Source organism: Agrobacterium sp. 22-209-1 (assembly GCF_053522485.1).
Window position 1 is genome coordinate 356,255 of record NZ_JBNWCH010000002.1, and the last position, 21,444, is coordinate 377,698.

The 21,444-nt window shown below is 60.8% G+C and carries 24 protein-coding genes; 16 read left to right on the forward strand and 8 right to left on the reverse strand.

The window, feature by feature from the left end; all coding sequences use genetic code 11:
• The first annotated feature begins 66 nt into the window (after positions 1–66).
• From ACQZ48_RS05990 to ACQZ48_RS06000, 3 genes are all read left to right on the forward strand, one after another.
• Positions 67–489 (forward strand): organic hydroperoxide resistance protein, encoded by a 423-nt coding sequence (locus ACQZ48_RS05990; protein WP_003509379.1) that lies wholly within the window; start codon positions 67–69, stop codon positions 487–489.
• A gap of 108 nt (positions 490–597) precedes the next feature.
• Positions 598–981 (forward strand): MbcA/ParS/Xre antitoxin family protein, encoded by a 384-nt coding sequence (locus tag ACQZ48_RS05995; protein WP_191216964.1) that lies wholly within the window; start codon positions 598–600, stop codon positions 979–981.
• The gene (locus ACQZ48_RS06000; protein ID WP_191216963.1) at positions 941–1,702 is read left to right on the forward strand and encodes an RES family NAD+ phosphorylase; all 762 of its coding nucleotides are present in this window, start codon (positions 941–943) and stop codon (positions 1,700–1,702) included. Before ACQZ48_RS05995 ends, ACQZ48_RS06000 begins: the two co-directional genes overlap by 41 nt.
• Positions 1,703–1,725: 23 nt before the next feature.
• Here ACQZ48_RS06000 and ACQZ48_RS06005 read toward each other — a convergent pair whose 3' ends face one another.
• The 3 genes from ACQZ48_RS06005 to ACQZ48_RS06015 all read right to left on the reverse strand — a co-directional run bounded on the left by ACQZ48_RS06005 (position 1,726) and on the right by ACQZ48_RS06015 (position 4,623).
• On the reverse strand, positions 1,726–3,240 hold the full coding sequence (locus ACQZ48_RS06005; RefSeq protein WP_448728669.1) for an ABC-F family ATP-binding cassette domain-containing protein: 1,515 nt from the start codon (positions 3,238–3,240) through the stop codon (positions 1,726–1,728).
• 411 nt (positions 3,241–3,651) lie between these two features.
• Positions 3,652–4,074, reverse strand: coding sequence for a YciI family protein (locus tag ACQZ48_RS06010; protein ID WP_077983018.1), 423 nt, complete (start codon positions 4,072–4,074; stop codon positions 3,652–3,654).
• A gap of 102 nt (positions 4,075–4,176) precedes the next feature.
• Positions 4,177–4,623, reverse strand: a complete 447-nt coding sequence (locus ACQZ48_RS06015) for a MarR family winged helix-turn-helix transcriptional regulator (protein ID WP_077982750.1) — start codon at positions 4,621–4,623, stop codon at positions 4,177–4,179.
• 147 nt (positions 4,624–4,770) lie between these two features.
• On the opposite strand from ACQZ48_RS06015, the gene ACQZ48_RS06020 reads away from it, so the two are divergent.
• The 3 genes from ACQZ48_RS06020 (at position 4,771) to ACQZ48_RS06030 (ending at position 6,895) form a co-directional block, all read left to right on the forward strand.
• Positions 4,771–5,499 (forward strand): DUF899 domain-containing protein, encoded by a 729-nt coding sequence (locus ACQZ48_RS06020; RefSeq protein ID WP_077982749.1) that lies wholly within the window; start codon positions 4,771–4,773, stop codon positions 5,497–5,499.
• 27 nt (positions 5,500–5,526) lie between these two features.
• Positions 5,527–6,021 (forward strand): DUF1579 domain-containing protein, encoded by a 495-nt coding sequence (locus ACQZ48_RS06025; protein ID WP_448728670.1) that lies wholly within the window; start codon positions 5,527–5,529, stop codon positions 6,019–6,021.
• Between the two features lie 94 nt (positions 6,022–6,115).
• Entirely contained in the window at positions 6,116–6,895 is a 780-nt protein-coding gene (locus ACQZ48_RS06030) for a VOC family protein (protein ID WP_077983017.1), read from the forward strand.
• Positions 6,896–6,936: 41 nt separating this feature from the next.
• Here the strand turns inward: ACQZ48_RS06030 and ACQZ48_RS06035 are convergent, their stop codons facing one another.
• Positions 6,937–7,833 (reverse strand): LysR family transcriptional regulator, encoded by an 897-nt coding sequence (locus tag ACQZ48_RS06035; protein WP_137409928.1) that lies wholly within the window; start codon positions 7,831–7,833, stop codon positions 6,937–6,939.
• Between the two features lie 121 nt (positions 7,834–7,954).
• Here ACQZ48_RS06035 and ACQZ48_RS06040 point away from each other — a divergent pair, with 121 nt between their 5' ends.
• Both ACQZ48_RS06040 and ACQZ48_RS06045 read left to right on the forward strand, forming a co-directional pair.
• Positions 7,955–8,677, forward strand: a complete 723-nt coding sequence (locus tag ACQZ48_RS06040) for an SDR family oxidoreductase (RefSeq protein ID WP_077982746.1) — start codon at positions 7,955–7,957, stop codon at positions 8,675–8,677.
• Between the two features lie 13 nt (positions 8,678–8,690).
• The gene (locus ACQZ48_RS06045) at positions 8,691–9,041 is read left to right on the forward strand and encodes an Atu4866 domain-containing protein (RefSeq protein WP_137409929.1); all 351 of its coding nucleotides are present in this window, start codon (positions 8,691–8,693) and stop codon (positions 9,039–9,041) included.
• A gap of 54 nt (positions 9,042–9,095) precedes the next feature.
• On the opposite strand, the gene ACQZ48_RS06050 is transcribed toward ACQZ48_RS06045, so the two are convergent.
• Positions 9,096–10,667, reverse strand: a complete 1,572-nt coding sequence (locus ACQZ48_RS06050) for a helicase HerA-like C-terminal domain-containing protein (protein WP_077983016.1) — start codon at positions 10,665–10,667, stop codon at positions 9,096–9,098.
• A gap of 313 nt (positions 10,668–10,980) precedes the next feature.
• On the opposite strand from ACQZ48_RS06050, the gene ACQZ48_RS06055 reads away from it, so the two are divergent.
• The gene (locus ACQZ48_RS06055; protein WP_077982744.1) at positions 10,981–11,373 is read left to right on the forward strand and encodes a hypothetical protein; all 393 of its coding nucleotides are present in this window, start codon (positions 10,981–10,983) and stop codon (positions 11,371–11,373) included.
• A 7-nt stretch (positions 11,374–11,380) separates the two neighbouring features.
• Here ACQZ48_RS06055 and ACQZ48_RS06060 read toward each other — a convergent pair whose 3' ends face one another.
• On the reverse strand, positions 11,381–11,812 hold the full coding sequence (locus tag ACQZ48_RS06060) for a winged helix-turn-helix transcriptional regulator (RefSeq protein WP_077982743.1): 432 nt from the start codon (positions 11,810–11,812) through the stop codon (positions 11,381–11,383).
• Positions 11,813–11,915: 103 nt separating this feature from the next.
• On the opposite strand from ACQZ48_RS06060, the gene ACQZ48_RS06065 reads away from it, so the two are divergent.
• From ACQZ48_RS06065 to ACQZ48_RS06075, 3 genes are all read left to right on the forward strand, one after another.
• Positions 11,916–12,674, forward strand: a complete 759-nt coding sequence (locus ACQZ48_RS06065; RefSeq protein ID WP_059753982.1) for an SDR family oxidoreductase — start codon at positions 11,916–11,918, stop codon at positions 12,672–12,674.
• 70 nt (positions 12,675–12,744) lie between these two features.
• A complete protein-coding gene (locus ACQZ48_RS06070; RefSeq protein ID WP_448728671.1) occupies positions 12,745–13,551 on the forward strand; it encodes an AraC family transcriptional regulator in 807 nt (268 codons plus the stop codon).
• A gap of 273 nt (positions 13,552–13,824) precedes the next feature.
• Positions 13,825–14,436, forward strand: a complete 612-nt coding sequence (locus ACQZ48_RS06075) for a LysE family translocator (protein WP_269825867.1) — start codon at positions 13,825–13,827, stop codon at positions 14,434–14,436.
• A 24-nt stretch (positions 14,437–14,460) separates the two neighbouring features.
• Here ACQZ48_RS06075 and ACQZ48_RS06080 read toward each other — a convergent pair whose 3' ends face one another.
• On the reverse strand, positions 14,461–15,288 hold the full coding sequence (locus tag ACQZ48_RS06080) for an aldo/keto reductase (protein WP_448728672.1): 828 nt from the start codon (positions 15,286–15,288) through the stop codon (positions 14,461–14,463).
• Positions 15,289–15,492: 204 nt separating this feature from the next.
• On the opposite strand from ACQZ48_RS06080, the gene ACQZ48_RS06085 reads away from it, so the two are divergent.
• Positions 15,493–16,200, forward strand: a complete 708-nt coding sequence (locus ACQZ48_RS06085) for a helix-turn-helix transcriptional regulator (protein WP_137409934.1) — start codon at positions 15,493–15,495, stop codon at positions 16,198–16,200.
• 48 nt (positions 16,201–16,248) lie between these two features.
• Positions 16,249–16,617: a VOC family protein gene (locus ACQZ48_RS06090; RefSeq protein ID WP_077982737.1), complete on the forward strand. Its 369-nt coding sequence runs from the start codon at positions 16,249–16,251 to the stop codon at positions 16,615–16,617.
• Positions 16,618–16,855: 238 nt separating this feature from the next.
• Here the strand turns inward: ACQZ48_RS06090 and tam are convergent, their stop codons facing one another.
• Positions 16,856–17,626 (reverse strand): trans-aconitate 2-methyltransferase, encoded by a 771-nt coding sequence (gene tam, locus ACQZ48_RS06095; RefSeq protein WP_077982736.1) that lies wholly within the window; start codon positions 17,624–17,626, stop codon positions 16,856–16,858.
• A 334-nt stretch (positions 17,627–17,960) separates the two neighbouring features.
• Between tam and ACQZ48_RS06100 the strand changes: the two genes are divergently transcribed.
• Entirely contained in the window at positions 17,961–18,842 is an 882-nt protein-coding gene (locus tag ACQZ48_RS06100; RefSeq protein WP_077982735.1) for a branched-chain amino acid aminotransferase, read from the forward strand.
• Positions 18,843–19,012: 170 nt separating this feature from the next.
• On the forward strand, positions 19,013–21,370 hold the full coding sequence (locus ACQZ48_RS06105) for a methyl-accepting chemotaxis protein (RefSeq protein WP_448728673.1): 2,358 nt from the start codon (positions 19,013–19,015) through the stop codon (positions 21,368–21,370).
• The last annotated feature ends 74 nt before the right edge of the window (positions 21,371–21,444 follow it).

The following is a 21,444-nucleotide window of genomic DNA, read 5'->3' on the forward strand; positions in this document are numbered from 1 at the left end:
ATTATATTGCGCACAATTTAATTGTGGTCTACAAGATATTCACACCAACCCGAAGGAGTAAATGCCATGCCCATTCTCTACACGACCAAAGCATCCGCCACCGGTGGCCGCGCCGGCAACGCCAAGTCGGAAGACGGCGTTCTCGACGTCACCCTCACCGTTCCGAAGGAACTGGGCGGCGATGGCGCCCGTGGCACCAATCCGGAGCAGCTTTTTGCGGCCGGTTATTCCGCCTGCTTCCTGGGTGCGCTGAAATTTGTCGCCGGCAAGGAAAAAGTAAAAATTCCTGAAGACACGACTGTGACGGCGACCGTCGGCATCGGCCCGCGCGAAGATGGCGGCGGTTTCGGCATCGAAGTGTCGCTGAAGGCCAATATTCCGGGCGTCGAGCGCGAAGTTGCCGAAAAGCTGGTTGCCGCCGCTCACATCGTCTGCCCCTACAGCCACGCCATGCGCACCTCCACGGAAGTGCCGGTCTCGGTGGCCTGATCCAATTCGCGGGAGCAATCCATGTGAACAATGAGGCCGGGTTTATCCCGGCCTTCTTGTTTGCAGAAAGAAAAATGCTATATTCTTTCCAAGGAAAGGATATGCGCCATGAATATTCACGCCAAGAGCGCCATGGATCCCGCCTCACAGGGCAGGGTCGTTACCAAGGCCGTTATCGCCGCCGCCGAGCGGCTGGGCCTCAATGCCGCTCGCACGGCCGATATTCTCGGCGTTTCCGCCCCCACCGTGTCGCGCATGAAGCGGCTCGATTTCCTGCTGGAACCGGGCGCCAAGTCCTTCGAGCTTGCGGTGCTGCTGATCCGGGTGTTTCGTTCGCTGGATGCGATTACCGGTGGCGATGAGGCAACGGCCAAAAACTGGCTGCGCAATCACAATACGGCGCTTGATGCCGTGCCTGCCGAAAGGCTCACCACCATTACCGGATTGATCGATGTCCTCTCCTATCTGGACGCCCGACGCGCTCCTGTCTGAAAAACGCACCGTATCGGGAAAATACTGGCGGCTGGTGGAAGCGCAGCATCAGGTTTCCACCATGAAACTGGTGGATACGGTGGAGGAGCAATCCCTGCTGGAAGATATTCTGGAGACCAGCAAGCGGCCGTTTCCGCCTGATTGCGCCGGTTTCGATTATCTTCTCGCCACGCCCTTCCGGTATGGAGCCGCCTATCCGCATGGTTCGCGCTTCCGTCGCGCGGGCTATACCGAAGGCGTTTATTACGCCGCCCAAAAAGTGGAGACGGCGCTGGCCGAAATGGCCTTTTACCGGCTGCTGTTTTATGCCGAATCGCCCGGAACGCCGCTGCCTGCCAATCCCGCCGACTATTCCGCCTTCGCCGCACGTATCGCCACCGATGCGGCGCTCAATCTGACGAAACCTGAACTGAACCGGGATACTCGCCTGTGGACCGATCTGCAGAATTACGAGCCATGCCAGGCGCTGGCCGATCAGGCACGTCTGGCGAAGATCGAGGCGATCCTCTACCGTTCGGTGCGCGATCCCGCCGGCGGCCTCAACATCGCAGTTCTGTCGCCGACGGCTTTTGCCGCGAAGACGCCGGTGGAACGGATGAGCTGGCGCATCCACCTGTCGAAAACGGGGGTGCAGGCGCTCTGCGAATTTCCGATGCGCAGAACGGGTTTTGCGGTTTTGGATTTCGCCGGCGATCCACGCCTCGCCAGCCTTTTGGGCTGACGGGCGTTTGCTTTTCAAAACCATCAGGCCGAGGCGAAAAATCCTTCGGGATCGTCGACTTCCACCAGCCTGCGCTTGTCGATCAGCCAGAAGCGGGTTCCGACAGCCCGAACGAAACGCCTGTCATGCGAGACGAACACGCAGCTGGCTTCGCGGCTGATGATTTCCGTCTCCAGCGCTTCCTGCCCCTCAATATCCAGATGGTTGGTCGGCTCGTCCAGCAGGTAGAAATTCGGCTCCGCCAGCCTGAGCGCCAGCATGGCAAGCCGCGCCTTCTGCCCGCCGGAAAGGGCGGCGATGCGGCGTTTCTGCATTTCCATGTCGATGCCGGCGCTGGCAAGCAGACCATGGATGCGCTGGTCGCCAATGTCGAAGCGGCGGGACAGCAGTGAAACGGGCGTGCTGTCGTCATCGATCTCGGCGAGCGACTGGTCGACATATCCGGCCACCAGCGAGGGCGTCGCCTTGATGCCGTCCTGTATCTGGGCTGCGCCCGATACAGCCGCCTGCAGAAGCGACATCAGTCTTGTCTTGCCGACGCCGTTGCGGCCGAGAATGACGATACGGTCGCCCTGGCGTATAAATTGCCGGCCGGTGCGAAACAGCACTGTCCCGTCCGGCGTCGAGACCGGCACATCTTCCAGAGTGACCAGAACCCTGGCATGGGTGCCGCGATTGGCGAGCTGGATCTTGCCGGCGGATCGCTCGATATGGGCGGGCCGCGCCTTTTCCTCGATCTTTTCCGCCCGCTCGCGCAATTGCCTGGTCTTGACGGTCAGCAGGTCGCTGCCGGAATTGATGCCGATATTGTTGAGCTTGGCGGCCTGCCGGCGCAATTGCTGCGCGGTTTTCATGTCGCGCTGGAAACGCCGCTCATCGGCGGCATCCTCCTCCTCCAGCGCCGCGCGCGCATGGCCATAGGGCAGGCGGAACAGCGCCGAGTTTTCCGGTCGCAGAAAGAGGGTGGTCCGGGTGACGTTGTCGAGAAATGCGCGGTCATGGCTGACGATGATGACGGCCGTATCGCGCGGCAGTTCCCCAAGCCAGCTTTCCAGCACGTTGATTTTTTCGAGGTCGAGATGGTTGGTCGGCTCGTCGAGCAGCAGCACGTCAGGTTCGGTGATCCAGGCTTTGGCCAGCATGGCAAGCCTTTGCCAGCCGCCGCTCAGTTCTTTCAGCCGCCGCTCGCGGAACGGTTCGGGCACCAACATGGCATCGAAGATCATGTCGGCGCGCCAGCTGTCGCTGTCGATCGTGTCCGCCGACAGGGCGGAAAGCACGGCGTCGCGCATCGTCCGTTCCATTAGCGGCAAGGGTAGGTGCTGGTGGACGATCGACTGCGTCAGCCCGCGCAGCCGGGTGATGTCGCCGCTGGTGGGTTCCATGTCACCCGCGAGGCAGTTAAGCAGGGTGGATTTGCCACAGCCATTGGCGGCGACGATGCCGATGCGGTCTCCCGCATTGATGGTGAGGTTGAGATTGAAAAAAAGCGGCTTGCCCAGAATGATTCCGAGGTTGCGCAGCGTGATGATGGTCATGATGTCGTCTCTGGCAAAGACGGACCCGTACCGTTGCCTGCGCGTGCAGGACGGGTTTCGGTTCTCGGTGATCCGTCGTGAAACTATGCGCAATGGCAGACAAACTGCGTCCTGCGCGGCCTTTTGGGCAAACCAGAGGGTGGTTGTTCCGGTCAGCCCTGCAAACGTGTCCGCAGGGCAAAAAGGTGGCAGAGCTGACGATTGCGCCAGAAGCAGGAAATATCCATGCGAAGCCTCCTTTCTTGAAACGAGTTGAACCAACTGACCATTACCAGCGGTGGTGATCCATGGCAACCCGATTAGAGAAGGGTGAAGATTTGGGAAGGGCGGTGCGGCCGGATCCATCCCTGACGGGAGGGTGACAGGTGCCGCACCGGATCATTTTACGCGGATTTGTTCAGCGCGCTGGCATCATTGTTTGCCGACACGCGCGCGCAGTTCTTCCACATGGGCGGCGATCTCGGGCGTCACGGCATCGCCGAAGTCTTCCATCTCGAACATCGGGCGGATTTCGATTTCGCTCTTCTCCAGCATCGGGTTCGGGCAGCGCTTCACCCATTCCACGGCCTCATCCATGTCCTTCACGTGCCATATCCAGAAACCGGCGACCAACTCGTTGGTATGCGGGAAGGGGCCATCGACTACGGTGCGGCTGTCGCCGTCGAAAATCACGCGTTTGCCTTTGGAGGAGGGGTGCAGGCCATCGCCGGATTGCATGATGCCGGCATTGACCAGTTCCTCGTTGAATTTACCCATCGCCTCAATTAGCTCCGTCGTTGGCATCACGCCGTCTTCGCTGCTTTTGGTGGCTTTCACAAAAACGATTGCACGCATGATCATTCCTCCTTGATTGCGCTTTCTTCGTAGTGTCGCTCCCCGGCACGACGGCCGGATGACATTTTCGCCGACAAAAGTGGCGCCATGCCGTCAATCCTGTCAGCCGAGGTCGACAAGATCGCGGCGCAACCTTTCAGGGTCGCCGCTGCCAATCTTGGCTTCTATTTCCGCATGGGTCTGCTGCCAGATGGGGAAGGCGGCGGCGAGCACGGCCATCCCGTCAGCCGTCAGCCGCAACCGTTTGCCGCGCTTGTCCTTCGGGTCCTGCTCAATGCTGACCAGCCCGCGCCGTTCCAGCGGCTTCAGCGCCGCCGTCAGCGTCGTGCGGTCCATCGCCAGAAGATTGGCGACCGGCCCCATTGGCGGCGGCTCCGGCCTGTTCAGCGACATCAGCAGCGAAAACTGGCCATTATTGATGCCCACCGGCTTCAGCGCATTATCAAACAGCCGTGCCAGCGCCCGCGCCGCGCGCTGCGCATGCAGGCACAGGCAGGAATCGCGCACAAGAAGAGTTGTCGAAAAAGGAATCGCGTTGGCGTTTGACATGCGCTAAATATGTTGATATCAACCTAAATAGTCAAGCGGAACTTGATGCTCTGTGGCTCCATTTCTCGGATTTCAACACAGAGATGCGCGGCGCCCGCCACGGAGAGGCGAAGCCGCAGTGAAAGACGGATCCAAGGAGGAAAGATCATGTCTCATCCCGTCGTTTCGAAAGAGGAGTGGCTTGCGGCCCGCCGCGACCTGCTGGTGAAGGAAAAGGAACTGACCCGCGCCCGCGACAGGCTGAACGAGGCCCGGCGTGCGCTGCCTTGGGAAGAGGTGACGAAGGATTATATCTTCGATGCCCCTTCCGGCCCCAAGTCGCTCACGGAACTGTTCGGCGGCTGCAGTCAGCTCATCGTCTATCACTTTATGCTGGCACCGGACTGGGAGGAGGGCTGCGTCGGTTGCTCCTTTTTTGCCGATCACGTCGATGGTGCGCTGATCCACCTCAAGCATGGCGATGCGGGTTTCGTCGCCGTGTCGCGTGCGCCGCTTGAGAAGATCGAAAGCTACAAAAACCGCATGGGCTGGAAATTCCCCTGGGTTTCGGCCGAGGGCGGCGATTTCAACTATGATTATCAGGCCTCGTTCCGCGACGAGGACATGGCCAAAGGCGAAATCACCTATAATTACCGTAACATGGCGCCCTATGGCGACCTGAAGGACCTGCACGGCATCAGCGTTTTCGCCAAGGGCGATGACGGTAAGATCTACCATACCTATTCCACTTACGCCCGCGGTGCGGAACAGACGCTCGGCACGCTGATGCTGCTCGACCTGGTGCCAAAGGGCCGTAATGAAGATGAGGTAATGGATTGGGTGCGTCGCCACGACCAGTACGAGGACGCGCCGAAGGCGGCGGCCTGCTGCCACTGAAAACGGACGGATGAGGAGGAGAAGACAATGGAAATGGAAATTGCCAAGCCGCAGAAGGAACATGAATTCCTCAAGAGAATCGTCGGGGACTGGATCATGACCTCCAGTTCCGGCCATGAGAACTACGACGCCAGCGACCCGTCGCAGCAATTCACCGAAACCGTCCGCTCCGTCGGCGGTCTGTGGATCATCGGCAACGGCACCGGCAAGATGCCTGATGGTACGGATATGACGGCGGTGATCACGGTCGGCTTCGACCCGGCCAAGGGCAATTTCGTCGGCACCTGGGTAGGGTCGATGATGACCAATCTCTGGGTCTACAAGGGCTGGCTGGAAGATGACGGCAAGACCCTGACGCTGGAAGCGGAAGGCCCGGCCTTCGACGGTTCCGGCGGAACCGCTACCTATCACGACGTGCTGGTGCTGCATGACGACAATCACCGCAGCTTTTCCGGCAGCGTCAGGCAGCCGGACGGCACATTCAAGACCTTCATGACATCGGAATTCCGCCGCAAGGCCTGATGCCCGGCCGGTATTGCCCGTCGATAACAGCGCCGCCGCGTCCTGCGGCGGGTGCGCGCCGAACACCTCGCCAAACCGTCCACAGGAGACGAAAATGTCCGATACGCATGGAAAATTCATCTGGGTTGAATTGATGACGCCCGACATGGAAGCGGCCGCCCGCTTTTACGGTCATGTCGTCGGCTGGCAGACCAAGGATTTCGGCTCGCCGGAAATGCCCTATCTCGTGCTGGAGGCCGACGGCTGCGGCATGGGCGGGGTCATGGAACTGACCGACGAACACAAGGGTCAGGGCATTCCGCCCAACTGGACCGCTTATGTCGATGTCGACGATGTGGACGCCACGGCGAGGCTTTTCGCCGAGAAGGGCGGCGCGGTCAGGCGTCCGCCGCAGGATATTCCCGAAATCGGCCGCTTCGCCGTTGTTGCCGATCCCTTCGGCGCGGTGCTCTGCATCATGACGCCGCAGCCGATGGAAACCGGCGGCTTCCCTGAAGACAAGCAGGCAAAGCAGGGCCATGTCGGCTGGTATGAACTCTTCACCGACAATGTCGACGAGGCCATGGCCTTTTATGGTGAAGTCTTCGGCTGGACCAAGGACCACGATTTCGACATGGGCGAAATGGGCCCCTACCGCATCTTCGCCCATAACGGCAAGGCCGTCGGCGGCGTCATGAAACGCATGCCGGAGGTTCCCGTCTGCCATTGGGGTTATTACTTCAACGTGGACGGTATCGATGATGCCGTCACCCGCGTCAGCGCCGGCGGCGGACAGGTCGTCAACGGCCCGATGGAAGTGCCCGGCGATAGCTGGATCGTCAATTGCGTCGATCCCCAGGGTGCCTATTTCTCGCTGGTTTCCCAGAAGAAGTAATCATGTTTTTCCGACGATCTGCCGGGGTAATATCCGGCAGATCAGCGCTCCCTCGACAAGCGGACATGATCGATGAAGGCGCGCAGCTTCGGCGCGAGGTTTCGACGGCTGGGGTAATAGAGATAGAACCCTGCGAAGCTGGGTGAATAGTCTTCCAGCATGGGAACAAGCTCTCCGCGCTCCAGATAGGGCCGGAACGTCTCTTCCATGCCGAAGGTGATGCCCGCACCGGCACAGGCGAGCTTTATCATCAGTTGCATGTCGTTGGTGGTGAAATCAGGCTCCACCGCCACGGCAAATTCCCGGCCGTTTTCCGCAAATTCCCACCTGTATGGCGCCACGCCCGGGCGGGGTCGCCAGCCGATACACCTGTGCTCTATCAATTCGCGGGGCTGCGTCGGCAGGCCGAAGCGGTTCCGATAGTGCGGCGAGCACACGGCCAGCTGCCGCTGTGGAACCGAGACGGGAACGGCGATCATATCCTGTTCGATAAGCTCTCCCAGTCGCACGCCCGCGTCGTAATGCTCCGCAACGATATCGAATTCCTCATCCGTCACGACGATATCGAGCTGCACCTGTGGATGCGACTCGGCAAAACTCGCGAGCAGGGGGCCGGATAAGAAGCGCTCAGCAATGGAGGAAACGGCGAGCCGAAGTTGACCGCGCACCGTGCCGCCGAGCGATGAGGCCGCCTGCGCTGCAAGCGAGATCGCGCCTATGGACGGCGAGGCATCGGCGTAAAGCTGCTGTCCCGCTTCCGTCAGGCTGACGCTGCGGGTGGTCCGTTGCACCAGCGCAATTCCCATTGTTTCTTCGAGCTTGCGAATGGTCTGGCTGACAGCGGAACGGGTCACGCCCAGCCTATCGGCAACGGCGCGAAAATTCCGTTCCTCGGCAACAAGGCAGAATGTCGAGACAGCATTGAGATCAATATTCATTGGTTAGAAATTCTATCCATTGAGTTAATTATTGACGAGGTTATCACGACAATGCCTGAGCGTTATCTTTCCTGCAACGGTCGGTTTCGAAAAAAACGGCCGTAACAGCAAGGAGATAGCCATGACACTGAACAAAGTTGTTCTCATCACCGGTGCATCGAGCGGGATCGGTGAGGGGATTGCCAGGGAACTGGCCGCCGCCGGCGCGAAGCTGGTGCTCGGCGCGCGCCGGCTGGATCGCCTCGAGACACTGGCCGAAGAGCTGCGGCGGACGGGGGCTGACGTCGTCGTTCACCCGCTTGACGTGACCGACAGGCACAGCGTCGATGCCTTCGCGGAAGCGGGGCGCAAGGCTTTCGGGCAGATCGACGTTATCGTCAACAATGCCGGCATCATGCCGCTGTCGCTGATGTCGTCGCTCAAGGTCGATGAATGGGACCGGATGATCGACGTCAACGTCAAGGGCGTGCTTTATGGCGTTGCCGCCGTGCTGCCGGAAATGACGGCGCGTGCCTCCGGCCATATCATCAACATCGCCTCCATCGGTGCGCTCGCCGTTTCGCCCACGGCAGCCGTCTATTGCGCGACGAAATTTGCGGTTCGCGCCATTTCGGACGGGCTGCGTCAGGAAAACCGCGACCTGCGGGTCACCTGCATTCACCCCGGCGTGGTGGAAAGCGAACTTGCCCACACCATCACCGATCCGGCGGCTGCGGAATTGATGCAGACCTATCGGGCCATCGCCCTGAAGCCCGACGCCATCGGCCGCGCGGTGCGTTACGCCATCGAGCAGCCCGACGATGTGGACGTCAACGAAATCGTCGTGCGACCCACCGCCGCCTGAGGAGGATGTGGCAATGAATATTGTTTCAACGTCAGTTGCGGTTCTGCTCGCAGCGGCTTCCGCCGAGGCCGAGACCCGCAAAGCAGATAACGCCATGGAGCTGACAATGACCGAAACCGCTGAAGTCAAGAACCACCCTTATGTCGGCATGTGGGTCACCGGCGATGGGCACGTCCGTCAGGAGCTTTTGCCCAATGGTCGTTATGACGAGGCGCGGGGCAGCCGCAAGAGCGCCTATCGGGGACGATATGAGGTGAAGGGAAACCATATCGATTATTGGGACGATACCGGTTTTACGGCGGACGGTGAATTCGTCGACGATGTGCTCCATCACGGCGGCATGATTTTCTATCGCCAGAAGTGACCGCGACGCCAATAAAGCGCCGCCCGTCTCATCGAGAACGGGCGGCGTCTCCATTTATCGCTTCAGACTTCCCAGAATCCCGCGCACGATGGCGCGGCCGACGGAGGTGGCGACCGAACGGGCAGCACTTTTCATCGCCGCCTCGATCACCGTTTCGCGCTGGTAGCCGGACCGGCGGGCGCCGCCGCTGCGTGAGCCGCTGGAATTTTGCGCGGGTTCGTCATCGCCAAAACCGGGCAGGCGCCAGCGGCCGGAGGCGTTGTCGGACTGGTTTTTGGCGTTTTCCTCTTCCGCGCGCCTGGCGGCCTCGGCCTCTGCCGCCTTCTGGGCGCGGGCCGCGAGGATTTCGAAGGCCGATTCCCGGTCGATATCCTTGTCATATTGCCCGGCGACGGGGCTCACATCGATCAGGGACTTGCGCTCCGCATCCGTCAGCGGCCCGACACGGCCGGATGGCGGACGGACCAGCGTGCGCTCGACAATGGAGGGGGCACCCTTGTCGTGCAGGGTGGAAATCAGCGCCTCACCGGTGCCGAGTGTGGTGATGGTGTCGGCGGTGTTGAAGGCCGGGTTCTGGCGGAAGGTGTCAGCCGCGGTGCGCACCGCCTTCTGCTCGCGCGGGGTGTAAGCGCGAAGCGCGTGCTGCACGCGGTTGCCAAGCTGGGCGAGAACGGTTTCCGGCACGTCGAGCGGGTTCTGCGTCACGAAATAGACGCCCACGCCCTTGGAGCGGATGAGCCGCACGACCTGTTCCACGCGCTCGACCAGCACCTTCGGCGCGTCGTTGAACAGCAGATGCGCCTCGTCGAAGAAGAACACCAGTCGCGGCTTTTCCGGGTCGCCCACTTCCGGCAGCTCCTCGAACAGTTCCGAAAGCATCCAGAGCAGGAAGGTGGCGTAAAGGCGCGGGTTCATCATCAGCCGGTCGGCGGCGAGAACCGAAATCGTGCCGCGCCCATCCGTACCCACACGCATGATGTCGGCGATTTTCAGTGCCGGTTCGCCGAAGAAATTCGCCGCACCCTGCTGTTCCAGAACCAGCAGCCCACGCTGTAGCGAACCGACCGAGGCCTTGGAAATCAGGCCGAACTGGTTGGAAAGCTCGGTTGCGTTTTCGCCCATATAGTTCAGGAGCGATTGCAGGTCCTTGAGATCGAGCAGCGGCAGCCCGCCCTGATCGGCGATCTTGAAGGCAATGTTGAGCACGCCTTCCTGCGCTTCGGAAGCGTCCATCAGCCGGGCGAGCAGCAGCGGCCCCATCTCGGCGATGGTGGCGCGCACGCGATGGCCTTTTTCACCGTAGAGATCCCAGAAGATCACCGGCGATTTGCCATAGGCAAAATCGGTGAAGCCGATCTGTTCAGCGCGTTTCTGCACCCAGTCCTTGGCTTCGCCCTCAGCGGCGATACCGGAAAGGTCGCCCTTGATATCGGCACAGAAAACCGGCACGCCGGCCTTTGAAAAACCTTCGGCCAGCACCTGCAAGGTCACGGTCTTGCCCGTTCCCGTCGCGCCGGTGATGAGGCCGTGGCGGTTGCCGAATTTCAGTTCGAGATATTCGCCCTTGTTCAGGCTGTCGTCCGGATTGCGGCTGGTCCCGATATAGAGCTGTCCGTCCTGCAACATCGACCATTTCTCCTGCGGCTTGTGCCTGACCCAAAAAATCGCGGTGGATTTTGTAAAAGTCATGTCCGAATTTAAAGCGTCACCACCATGTTGTGGCCACTTCTGACGATAGCGGCCTTTTCATAGTTTGGTTGTGATGATCTTATAAGGACAGTTTCAAGGCGCAACAACTGCTTGATGGCGATGAAGAAAAACCGCCTGGTGAAAGTTGCCGCACCTGTCCGTGGCCGCTTGAATGCGGCTCCATATTGTTTTACGTTGACGTTAACGTCAGTTATTCGATGTTGGCGTCGTTTTTCAACAGGAGGCAAGAATGAACGAAGTCGTGAGCCAGATCGCCGAGAAGGCGGGAATAAGCCCCGAGCTGGCCGAAAAGGCCATTGGCATGATTCTCGGTTTTCTTCAGCGTGAGGCCGCAGACGGCCCGATCGCCCGCATGATCGAAGCCATTCCCGGCGCCAGCGAACTGGTGGCGCAGTTTAATGGCGAAGGTGCGGGCGGCGGCGGTCTGCTCGGCGGCCTGATGAGCGCGATCGGCGGCGGCGGCATCATGGGGCTGGGCCAGCAACTGATGAGCCAGGGCCTCGGCATGGGCGAAATTTCCACCATCGCCAAGGAAACCATCGCCGTTGCCCGCCAGCATGCGGGTGATGAGGTCGTCGACCAGGTGATCGCCTCGGTTCCGGGCCTCAGCCAGTTCGCCTGAGGCGAAACTACTCAGTAGCGGGGCGCGGCGGCTGTTCATTGAACAGGCGCCGCGCCTCTTCTATTTCGGCATGGTGTGTTTCCGCCCATATCCACACGCCGCAAAAGGCGCTGCCCAGCGTGCGGCCGAGGTTCGTCAGGCCGTAATCTACATGCGGTGGGATGACGGGATGCACGGTGCGGCGCACCAGCCCGTCGCTTTCCATCTGCCGCAGCGTTTTCGTCAGCATCTTCTGGCTGATATTGCCGACCAGCCTGCCGATCTGCGTGAAGCGCAGCGTGCCATGTTCTTCCAGCACTTCCAGAATGAGCATCGTCCATTTGTCGGCCACCTTGGCAATGATGTCCTGAACCAGCGCCTCTATTGCCGGATCGGTATCCGTGGGCGGCGGAACCTTGCGCCGGCTCTCGATGGCCGGGTCGGCGGCGTGCCGTTTCATTTCACACTCTCCTTTTGGTAAGTATAAATCTTTTGGGTGCCTACTTTCGATTGGAGAGCATAATAGCTAACTTCCTTTCAGCCAACAAGCAAAGGATGTTGCAATGAAAATCGCTGATAACACCATTCTCATCACCGGCGGTGGTTCCGGCATCGGCCGCGCGCTGGCGGAAGCGTTTCACAAGGCCGGCAACCGGGTCATCATTTCCGGCCGCCGCAAGGCCGTGCTCGACGAGGTGACGGCCGCCAATCCTGGCATGGCCTCAATGGTGATGGACGCGACGGACGCCGCGGGCATCCGCGCGTTTGCCGAAGCTCTGGTAAAGGCCCATCCCACCCTCAACGCCGTCATCAACAATGCCGGCATCATGCGGCCGGAAGACATCGCCGCAGCACCGGATTATCTCGACACGGCCGAAGAAACCATCGCCACCAATCTTCTCGCGCCCATTCGCCTGACGGCGGCGCTTCTGCCGCATTTCCTCAAGCAACCTGCCGCAACTGTTTTGACGGTCTCTTCCGGCCTCGCTTTCGTGCCCATGGTGCTGACCCCCACTTACAGCGCCACCAAATCGGCCATCCACGCCTATTCGGTCGCGCTGCGCGAGCAGCTGAAGGAAACGCCGGTAGAGGTCATCGAAATCGTGCCACCCTATGTGCAGACGACGTTGATGGGCGAGGGACAGGCGAGCGATGAAAGGGCCATGCCGCTCGACGCTTTCATTTCCGAGGTGATGGATATTCTTGAAAATCGCCCGGATGAGAAGGAAGTGGTGGTGGAACGCTGCAAGCCTTTGCGTTTTGCCGCGCAGAACGGCAATTTCGATCAGGTCTTCGCCATGATCAACCATATGCATCCGTAAAGGGCAGCATCTGTCGCGACTGGACATCCTGTGATAGCGTCGCGCTCTTATTTGTGGAGCGCGCGCATTCATGGCCCAAGGCCGGTTCCTGATGCCGAAAACCAGTCTGCCCGGCGTCGTCGCCGTGGCGGCGGATAGCGACCGTTCCTTTCCGCGCCATATGCATGATCAGTTCGGCATCGGCCTCATCCATCGCGGCGCGCAGAAATCGCTCTCCGGCCGTGGCATGGTGGAAGCGGGCGCCGGCCATCTCATCACCGTCAATCCGGGCGAGGTGCATGACGGTATTCCGCTCGGGGAGGGCGGCCGCGCATGGCGGATGCTCTATCTCGACATCGATATCGTCCGCGACGCTGTTGCCGATATCGGCGAGAAGGATCGAGGTTCGTTCGAATTCGCCCATCCCGTCGATATCAGGCCGCTGGCGAAGCGGTTCAATGCAGTCTTTGCAGCCATGACGGCAAGGGAACAGCCGGGCGAAACCCTCGATAGTGACGAGACCCTGCTGACGCTGCTGGCGGGTGCGATGGAGACCCCGGCCAACTCGCCTGTCGTGGCGGCGCCCGCCACCATAAGGCGGGCGAAAAGCAGCATCGATGACGACCCCGCCCGGCCGTTCCGCCTTGCCGATCTGGCAAGGGAGGCCGGCATGAGCCAGTTCCGCTTCCTGCGGGCTTTTGCGAAGGCCACGGGCCTGACGCCGCACAGTTACCTTCTCCAGCGCCGCGTCCATCTGGCGCGCCACGCGCTGGCTGGCGGCACCTCGCCCGCCGAGGCTGCCTTTATTGCCGGTTTTGCCGACCAGAGCCATCTGAACCGCGTTTTTGTGCGACAATTCGGCGTGACGCCGGCGGTTTATCGGGCGGCACTTTCGTAAGGCATGTTAGCGCAAATGGGGAATAGCCTTATGCGGCAGCCTTGGGATCCGAGGGAGCGCGGGACGCACCTCTCCACCCTCATCAAGTCAGTCGTATTTTCTCGTTTTGAAGTGAGCTGGAATGAACGGAACCGGACGGAACCGGACTAGGCCGACACCGTAGCCTCCCATTTTGGCACCGGCCTCCGAGCACCAATGCCGCAATTTCATCCAAGACACCCACCCCACGCGCCATCATGCTCCTGTCCTCCACCCACAGGACATACCCGCACCATGACACCCGAATTCCTCATCACATCCTTCATTGTCGCTGCCTCTCCCGGAACCGGCGTGGTCTACACGCTGGCCGCAGGCCTCTCGCAGGGGGCGAGGGCGAGCGTCGTTGCGGCCTTTGGTTGCACGCTTGGCATCGTGCCGCATCTGCTCGCCGCCATCACCGGCCTTGCCGCCATCCTGCACACCAGTGCGCTGGCTTTTGGCGTGGTCAAATATCTGGGGGTTGCCTATCTGCTTTATATGGCGTGGAACACGCTGCGGGAGGAGGGTGCGCTGAAGATCGACGATACCAGAGAACCCCGGAAGGCCGCCCGCATCATCGGTGAGGCGATCCTCATCAATCTGCTGAACCCGAAACTGTCGATCTTTTTTTTCGCCTTTCTGCCGCAGTTCATCGCGCCGGATGAGGCTTTGCCGACATGGCGCATGATCGATCTCGGGCTGATCTTCATGGCCATGACGTTTCTGGTCTTTGCGCTTTATGGCTGTTTCGCCGCCTCGGTCCGGCGGCAGGTGGTGTCGCGCCCGGCGGTCCTCGCCTGGCTGCGGCGCAGCTTCGCGGCCGCTTTCGTGGCGCTGGGTGCGAAGCTGGCCTTGACCGAACGATGAGACCAAAGCGGAGGGGAGGCCGCCTCAATCGTCCCAGTCGGGCGCGAGGTGGCCGGGATTGACGATGCGGCCATTCGGCTTTGCAAGCGCGTGGATCGCCCGCATTTCCTCTTCCGTCAGCACAAAATCGAAAACATCGAAATTTTCCTTGAGGCGGCTTTCCGTCGCCGTCTTGGAAAGCGCCACGATATCCGGCTGCTGCACCGCCCAGCGCAGGGTCACCTGCGCGGCGGTCTTGCCGTGTTTTGCGCCGATATCCTTCAGCACGGGATCGTTCGGCACCTTGCCGTCGGCCATCAGATAATAGGCCGTCACCGACATTCCATGCTTGCGCGCCGCCGAAATCACCTTCGTCTGGTCGAGATAGGGGTGATATTCGATCTGGTTGGTGGCAAGCGGCGTGTCGGACAGTTTCACCGCCTCTTGCGTCAGCGCCACGTTGAAGTTGGAAATGCCGATATTGCGCGCCTTGCCGGCCTTGCGCACCGCGTTCAGCGCGCCCATGCGCTCGGCAAGCGGCACATCGCTCTTCGGCCAATGCAAAAGCAGCAGATCGACATAGTCGGTTTTCAGCTTCACAAGGCTTTCATCGACGGAAGCGAGAAAATCGTCGTGGCGGAAACGATCCACCCAGACCTTGGTGGTAAGAAAGATATCATGTCGGGAAATGTCCGATTGCGCGATGACCTCGCCGACGGCGCCCTCATTCTTGTAAATCTGCGCGGTATCGATGTGGCGGAAGCCGAGTTTCAGTGCCTCCGGCAGAATGCGCCTGACATCGTCTTCCGGAATGCGGAAGGTGCCGAAACCGAGGGCGGGAATATTCGCGCCATTCGCGCTGACGTCATACATGGATATTTCTCCTGTCATTGAAGTGATGGCCGGCAGAGACAGCCGGTGGGGGACGTTTCCTTACTAACTCGTTACAGCGTAATCGGTTTCAAGGTTTTGCCATAGCGGGAAACCGCGCTCGTTGCGGATTGGTCGTTCCGGCGCTACCAGTCTCAAACGCGTCGCGCTCTGGCGAACCAGGCAAGTTCAACGCAGGAGTATCAAGTGTCACGCTCACAACGGCTTCTCGATCTGTTGCAGATCCTGCGCTGCCACCGCATGCCGGTCAGCGGCGCGGCCCTTGCCGCTGAGACCGGCGTCAGCCTGCGCACACTCTACCGCGATATAGCGACGCTTCAGGCACAGGGTGCGGATATCGAAGGCGAGGCGGGCGTGGGTTATGTGCTGCGCCCCGGTTTCCTGTTGCCGCCGCTGATGTTTTCGCAGCAGGAAATCGAGGCGCTGGTACTCGGCTCGCGCTGGGTGGCGGGTCGCGCCGATGCGGGATTGGCGCAGGCCGCCCGCGCCGCTCTCGTCAAGATCGGCGCCGTCCTGCCCGATGCGCTGCGCGAGGAACTCGATCATTCCACCCTGCTTGTCGGTCCAGGGCAGGGCCTTGCGGCCATCCATGTCGATCTGGCGGCCATTCGCGATACGATCCGCAAGGAAAGCCGGGTCGCCATCACCTATTGCGATGAAAAGGGAGACGTGACGGAACGGGTGATCTGGCCTTTCGCGCTTGCTTTTTTCGATCTGGTGCGGGTGGTGCTGGGCTGGTGCGAGACACGGCAGGACTACCGCAATTTCCGGGCCGACCGCATCGAAGATTTCCGTCCCCTCGACAGCCGTTATCCGCGCCGCCGCCAGGCGCTGCTGAAAGAATGGCGCGAACGGGAAAAACAGCGGCGGCGGCATCATGCTGACAAAAACTGACAGCAGCGGGGTCTAGGAACCGTTCATCCGCAACACAGGAGAACAGCCATGACCCACCCTGATTTCACCATCCTTTACGTCGACAACCCGCCGGCCAGCACCGAATTTTACAAGGCCCTGCTGGGTGTCGATCCCGTCGAATCTTCCCCGACATTTTCCCTCTTCGTCCTTGCCAATGGCATGAAGCTCGGCCTCTGGTCGCGGCACACCGTGGAGCCCATGGCATCGGTGACAGGCGGTGGCGGCGAGCTTGCCTTCCGGGTCGAAAACGATGCGCAGGTGGATGAGACTTTTGCCGGGTGGAAGGCAAGAGGCATTGCCATGCTGCAGCAGCCCGCGAAAATGGAGTTCGGCTACACCTTCACGGCCGCCGACCCGGACAGCCACCGTCTCCGGGTCTATGCCTTTGCTGGTTAGAGAGAATGCGTTGAGGACTGTTTGGCTAAGGAAGCCTGACCTTTTTCATCGTACTCCGTATCCCGTACGCTCCTCATCCCTGTGCTTGTCACAGGGATCCAGCCAGCCCAAGTCCTTGGGCTGAAAGAACTCTCCCCGCCGCGCAGACGCGCGTCGGCTGGATTCCTGTGACAAGCACAGGAATGAGGATTGAGAGGATGCGCCAGTATGCGAAAAACGCGGCATCGTGTAGCGTGCCCTACTTCTTCACCGCCACCACAAAAAGCCGTGGAAAGCGCAGGAGCAAACGGCCGTCCGCCATCGGCGGATAGGCCGCCGTGATGCGCCGCGTGTAATCAGCGAGGAAGGCTTCGCGGTTTTCCTCGCCGACGGCGGTGAGATAGGGGCGCAGTCCCGTGCCCTTGACCCATTCGACGATGCTTTCCGCATCCTTCATCGGATGATTATAGATGGTGTGCCACACATCCACCCGCGCGGATTTCGGTGTCAGCGCATCGAAATAATCCGAAGGCGCGGGCAGGGGTTTGCGGCGCAGCCTGCCATCTGCGAACGTGTCCTTCCAGGACCCGTTCGCTCCGGTCTCCTCCATGGCGCGATGCGTCGGTTCCTGCAGGTTGTCAGGCATTTGCACGGCCAGAACGCCGCCGCTTTCCAGCTGGTCCATCAGTTGCGAAAGAACGGCGAGATGATCCGGCACCCATTGGAACACGGCATTGGCGTAGAGCAGGTCTGCCTTCTGCGCCGGCTTCCACGTGGCAAGATCGGCCTTTCCAAAGCTGGTGGTGGGCAGCCGGTCCGCCGCCTTTTCCAGCATGTCGTCATCGCTGTCGATGCCGGTAATGACATTGACGCCGTAACGGTCGGTCAGAAGCTCGGTGGAATTGCCGGGGCCGCAGCCGAGGTCATAGCCGTTCAGCACCCGCTCCAGCGGCACCTGCGCCAGAAGATCCCGCGCGGGACGCGTCCGCTCGTCTTCGAATTTCAGATATTGCTGTGCGGACCATACCATTATTTTTCTCCTGCAGACTGCCGTCAGATCCTCAGCATCGCATGGGCCACATTGCCCCGCCATCATCCGATCAATGAATTATGGTGATGAATTCATTCATCAAGCTTTTGTTTCACCTTATAAAACGTACCTGCGGGGCCGTCGCTTTGTTATTTTCCATCAAAATCAGAAATCACTGCAATTAAAACTTGACCTCGTCAGGGGAGAGGCATTCACTCCGGCCGATTTCCAGCACACGCCCAGTTGAGAGCGCGCAGCGTTCTTCATCCGGCATGAATCAGAAAAAAAGACGGAGCGTTTTATCGAACGAAAACGCTTGAGACAGGAGACCATCATGAGCGTCGATACCGCACCCCGATCAACCACCTGGACCTATGTTGACGGTCAATGGCTGCCCGGCAACCCGCCGCTCATCGGCCCGACCTCGCATGCCATGTGGCTGGCCTCCACGGTGTTCGACGGTGCCCGCTGGTTCGATGGCGTGGCGCCCGATCTCGATCTGCACTGCCAGCGCGTAAATCGCTCCGCCGTCAATATGGGCATGAAGCCGACCATGACGGCCGAGGAGATCGAGTCCCTGGCGCTGGAAGGCGTCAAGAAATTCGACGGCAAGACGGCGATCTACATCAAGCCGATGTATTGGGCCGAACACGGCATGCCCGGCAGCGTCGTGGCGCCCGATGCCGGTTCCACCCGTTTTGCGCTCTGCCTGTTCGAAGCGCCGATGGATGCCGGCAAGCCGCTGACGCTCACCGTTTCGCCGCTGCGCCGCCCTTCGCCGGAAACCGCCATGACCGACGCCAAGGCCGGCAGCCTTTATCCCAATAGCGGTCGCGCCATTCTGGAAGCACGCTCGCGCGGTTTCGACAATGCCCTGATGCGCGACATGAACGGCAATGTCGCCGAATCCGCCTCGGCCAATATCTTCATGGTCAAGGACGGCGTCGTCCTTACCCCGGTTCCCAACCGCACCTTCCTTGCCGGCATTACCCGTTCGCGCGTGATCGGTCTTCTGCGCCAGGCCGGTTTCGACGTGCGCGAAGCGACGCTTTCGGTCGAGGATTTCCGGGAGGCCGATGAAATCTTCTGCTCCGGTAATTATTCCAAGGTTTCGCCCGTCGTGAAGCTCGATGATCGCGAATTGCAGGCAGGCCCGGTCGCGCGCAAGGCGCTCGATCTCTACATGGACTGGGCGCGTCTCGGCGCGGATGTTTAAGGCCGGGTAAACCCCAATTTTTCAAAAGGCCGCGGCGGGCTCATCCCTGCCGCGGCCTTTTATTTTGAACCGCATTATTTCCCATAAAAATTCAGGGGAATTTAATCCAATTTTAGAGGACCACTGGTTAGCTTGCGGCATTACCGATCCGGGCTAATGGGGGCCGCCAAATGTCTTTCAGCATACGTAATATACTTGTGGGATTTTTTCTGCTCGTCGGCATCGCGCTGGCGGGCTTCGTGGGCAATGGCATGTTGCAGTCCGTGCAGCGTGCCAGCAGCTTTTCGGAGGTGGCGCAGCTCGTTTCGCTGGACAGGCTGCTTTTCAACGCCTTGCTGAACTTTCGCAGTGAACGCGGCAACAGCGCCTCGGCGCTGACGGTCGACCCGGCGAAGACGGCCAGTACCATCGCCAGCGTGCAGGCGTCGCGCCAGAAGGTGGATGCCGCCATGGGCGCCTTTCTCGAACAGTCCGCCACGCTCGATCAGGCTGGCCTCAAGGCCCCGCTTGCCCGCGTGAAGGATGTCTACACGCAATTCCTGGAGCTGCGCAAAAAGGTTGACGCCAACGTGACCCTGCCGCTCGACCGTCGTGAAAATGGGCTGGACAAGACCGTGCTGGCGCTCGGCCAGGATTTCCTGACGGCGCTAGAAGCGGGCTCGACGGCGGTGGAAGGTGAGGTTCGTTCGCTGGACCAGAGCCTGACCGGCCTCATCCAGTTGCGGTCCTATGGCTGGTCGGCGCGAGCGCTCGGCGGCAGCGCCACCGTTGTCATCAATGCGGTCGTGGCCCAGCAGCGACCGCTGACCCCGCAGGAAACCCAGCAGCTTGGCAATTTCGATGCCGGCGCGGCTTTTGCCTGGAAAGCCACCGGCGACCTCGTCGCGCATGAATCGACGCCGAAGGCACTGAAAGATATCTATGCCGTTGCCGACAGAACCTATTTCAAGGGTGATTTCGTCGCGCAGCGCGCAAAGCTGATCGACGATCTGAACAACGGCCGCACGCCAACCTTCACCATCGATACATGGCGCAATACCGTCACCGAAAGCCTCGATACGGTTGCGAAAATCGCCTCTGAAGCGATGGATGTTCTCAACGCCAATGCCGAAAAGGCGAGACAGGACGCCTTTATCGGCGCGATGATCTATCTCGCCGCGTTCATCCTCACACTTGGTGTCTGCATTCTCTGCCTTGCCGTCATCGTCGGCCGCGTCACCCGTCCCATCAGCCGCCTGACAAATGCGATGATGGAATTGTCCACCGGCAACCTGACCATCGATGTGCCCGGTGCAAAACGCGGCGACGAGATCGGCGAGATGGCCCGCGCCGTGGAAATCTTCCGCGAGGCGGCCGTCCGCAACAGGCAGCTGGAAGCCGACGCCGTCGCCAACCGGGAGCAGGCCGAACGCGACCGGGCCGAACTGCAGCAGCGTGCGGAGGCGGAGGCCGAAGAGCGGCTCAATCAGGCGACCGGTTCGCTGGCCGGCGGTCTTCGCCGGCTTGCCTCCGGTGATATGGTTTGTGAGATCGCCACGCCGTTCGCACCGCAATTCGAGGCGTTGCGGCACGATTTCAACAGCTCCGTGCACCAGCTGCGCGAGGCGCTCAGCAGCGTCGGCCAGTCCGTGCAAACGGTGAATGGCGGCGCTCACGAGGTGTCGTCGGCCTCCGACGATCTTTCCCGCCGCACCGAGCAGCAGGCCGCTTCTCTCGAAGAAACCGCCGCTGCGCTGGAAGAGATTACCGCCAATGTTTCCGCCACCTCCAAACGGGCGAGCGACGCGCGCGACACGGTGCGTGAGGCAAGGACAAAGGCCGATCTTTCCGGCAAGGTTGTGCGCGATGCTGTCGCCGCTATGGAGCGCATCGAACATTCCTCGCGCCAGATCGGCCAGATCATCGGCGTCATCGACGAAATCGCCTTCCAGACCAACCTTCTGGCGCTGAATGCCGGCGTCGAGGCGGCACGGGCGGGCGATGCCGGCAAGGGCTTTGCCGTCGTCGCACAGGAAGTGCGCGAACTGGCGCAGCGCTCCGCCAACGCCGCCAAGGAAATCAAGCAGCTCATCACCGCGTCAGCCGTTGCGGTGGGTGAAGGCGTGAAGCTGGTGGCCGATACCGGCGTCGGGCTCTCCGAGATCGAGCAGCTGGTGCTTTCCGTCAACAGCCATATGGACGCCATCGCGACCGCAGCACAGGAACAGTCGGCCGGCCTTTCCGAGGTCAACACGGCCGTCAACCACATGGATCAGGCCACGCAGCAGAATGCCGCCATGGTCGAGGAAATGAATGCGGCCGGTGCCGGCCTCGCGCAGGAATGCGCCAATCTCCAGGCGCTGCTGGCACAGTTCCAGCTGGGTCAGCAGACTTCTGCCTTGCGGGAGACGGCGCGGCAGATGCAGCGTGCTGCAAATCCGGTCCACGCGCCCGTCGCACCGGTCACTTCCTCCCCCAAAGCCCGCCCGGCTGCCGCCCGTGGCAATGCGGCGCTGGCCGTGAAGGGTGACGACTGGACGGAGTTCTGAGAGCGGGGCTGTCTCAGGTCCGTCATGACGGAAGAAGAGTATCATGAAGCCCGCGCCGGAGACCGGCGCGGGTT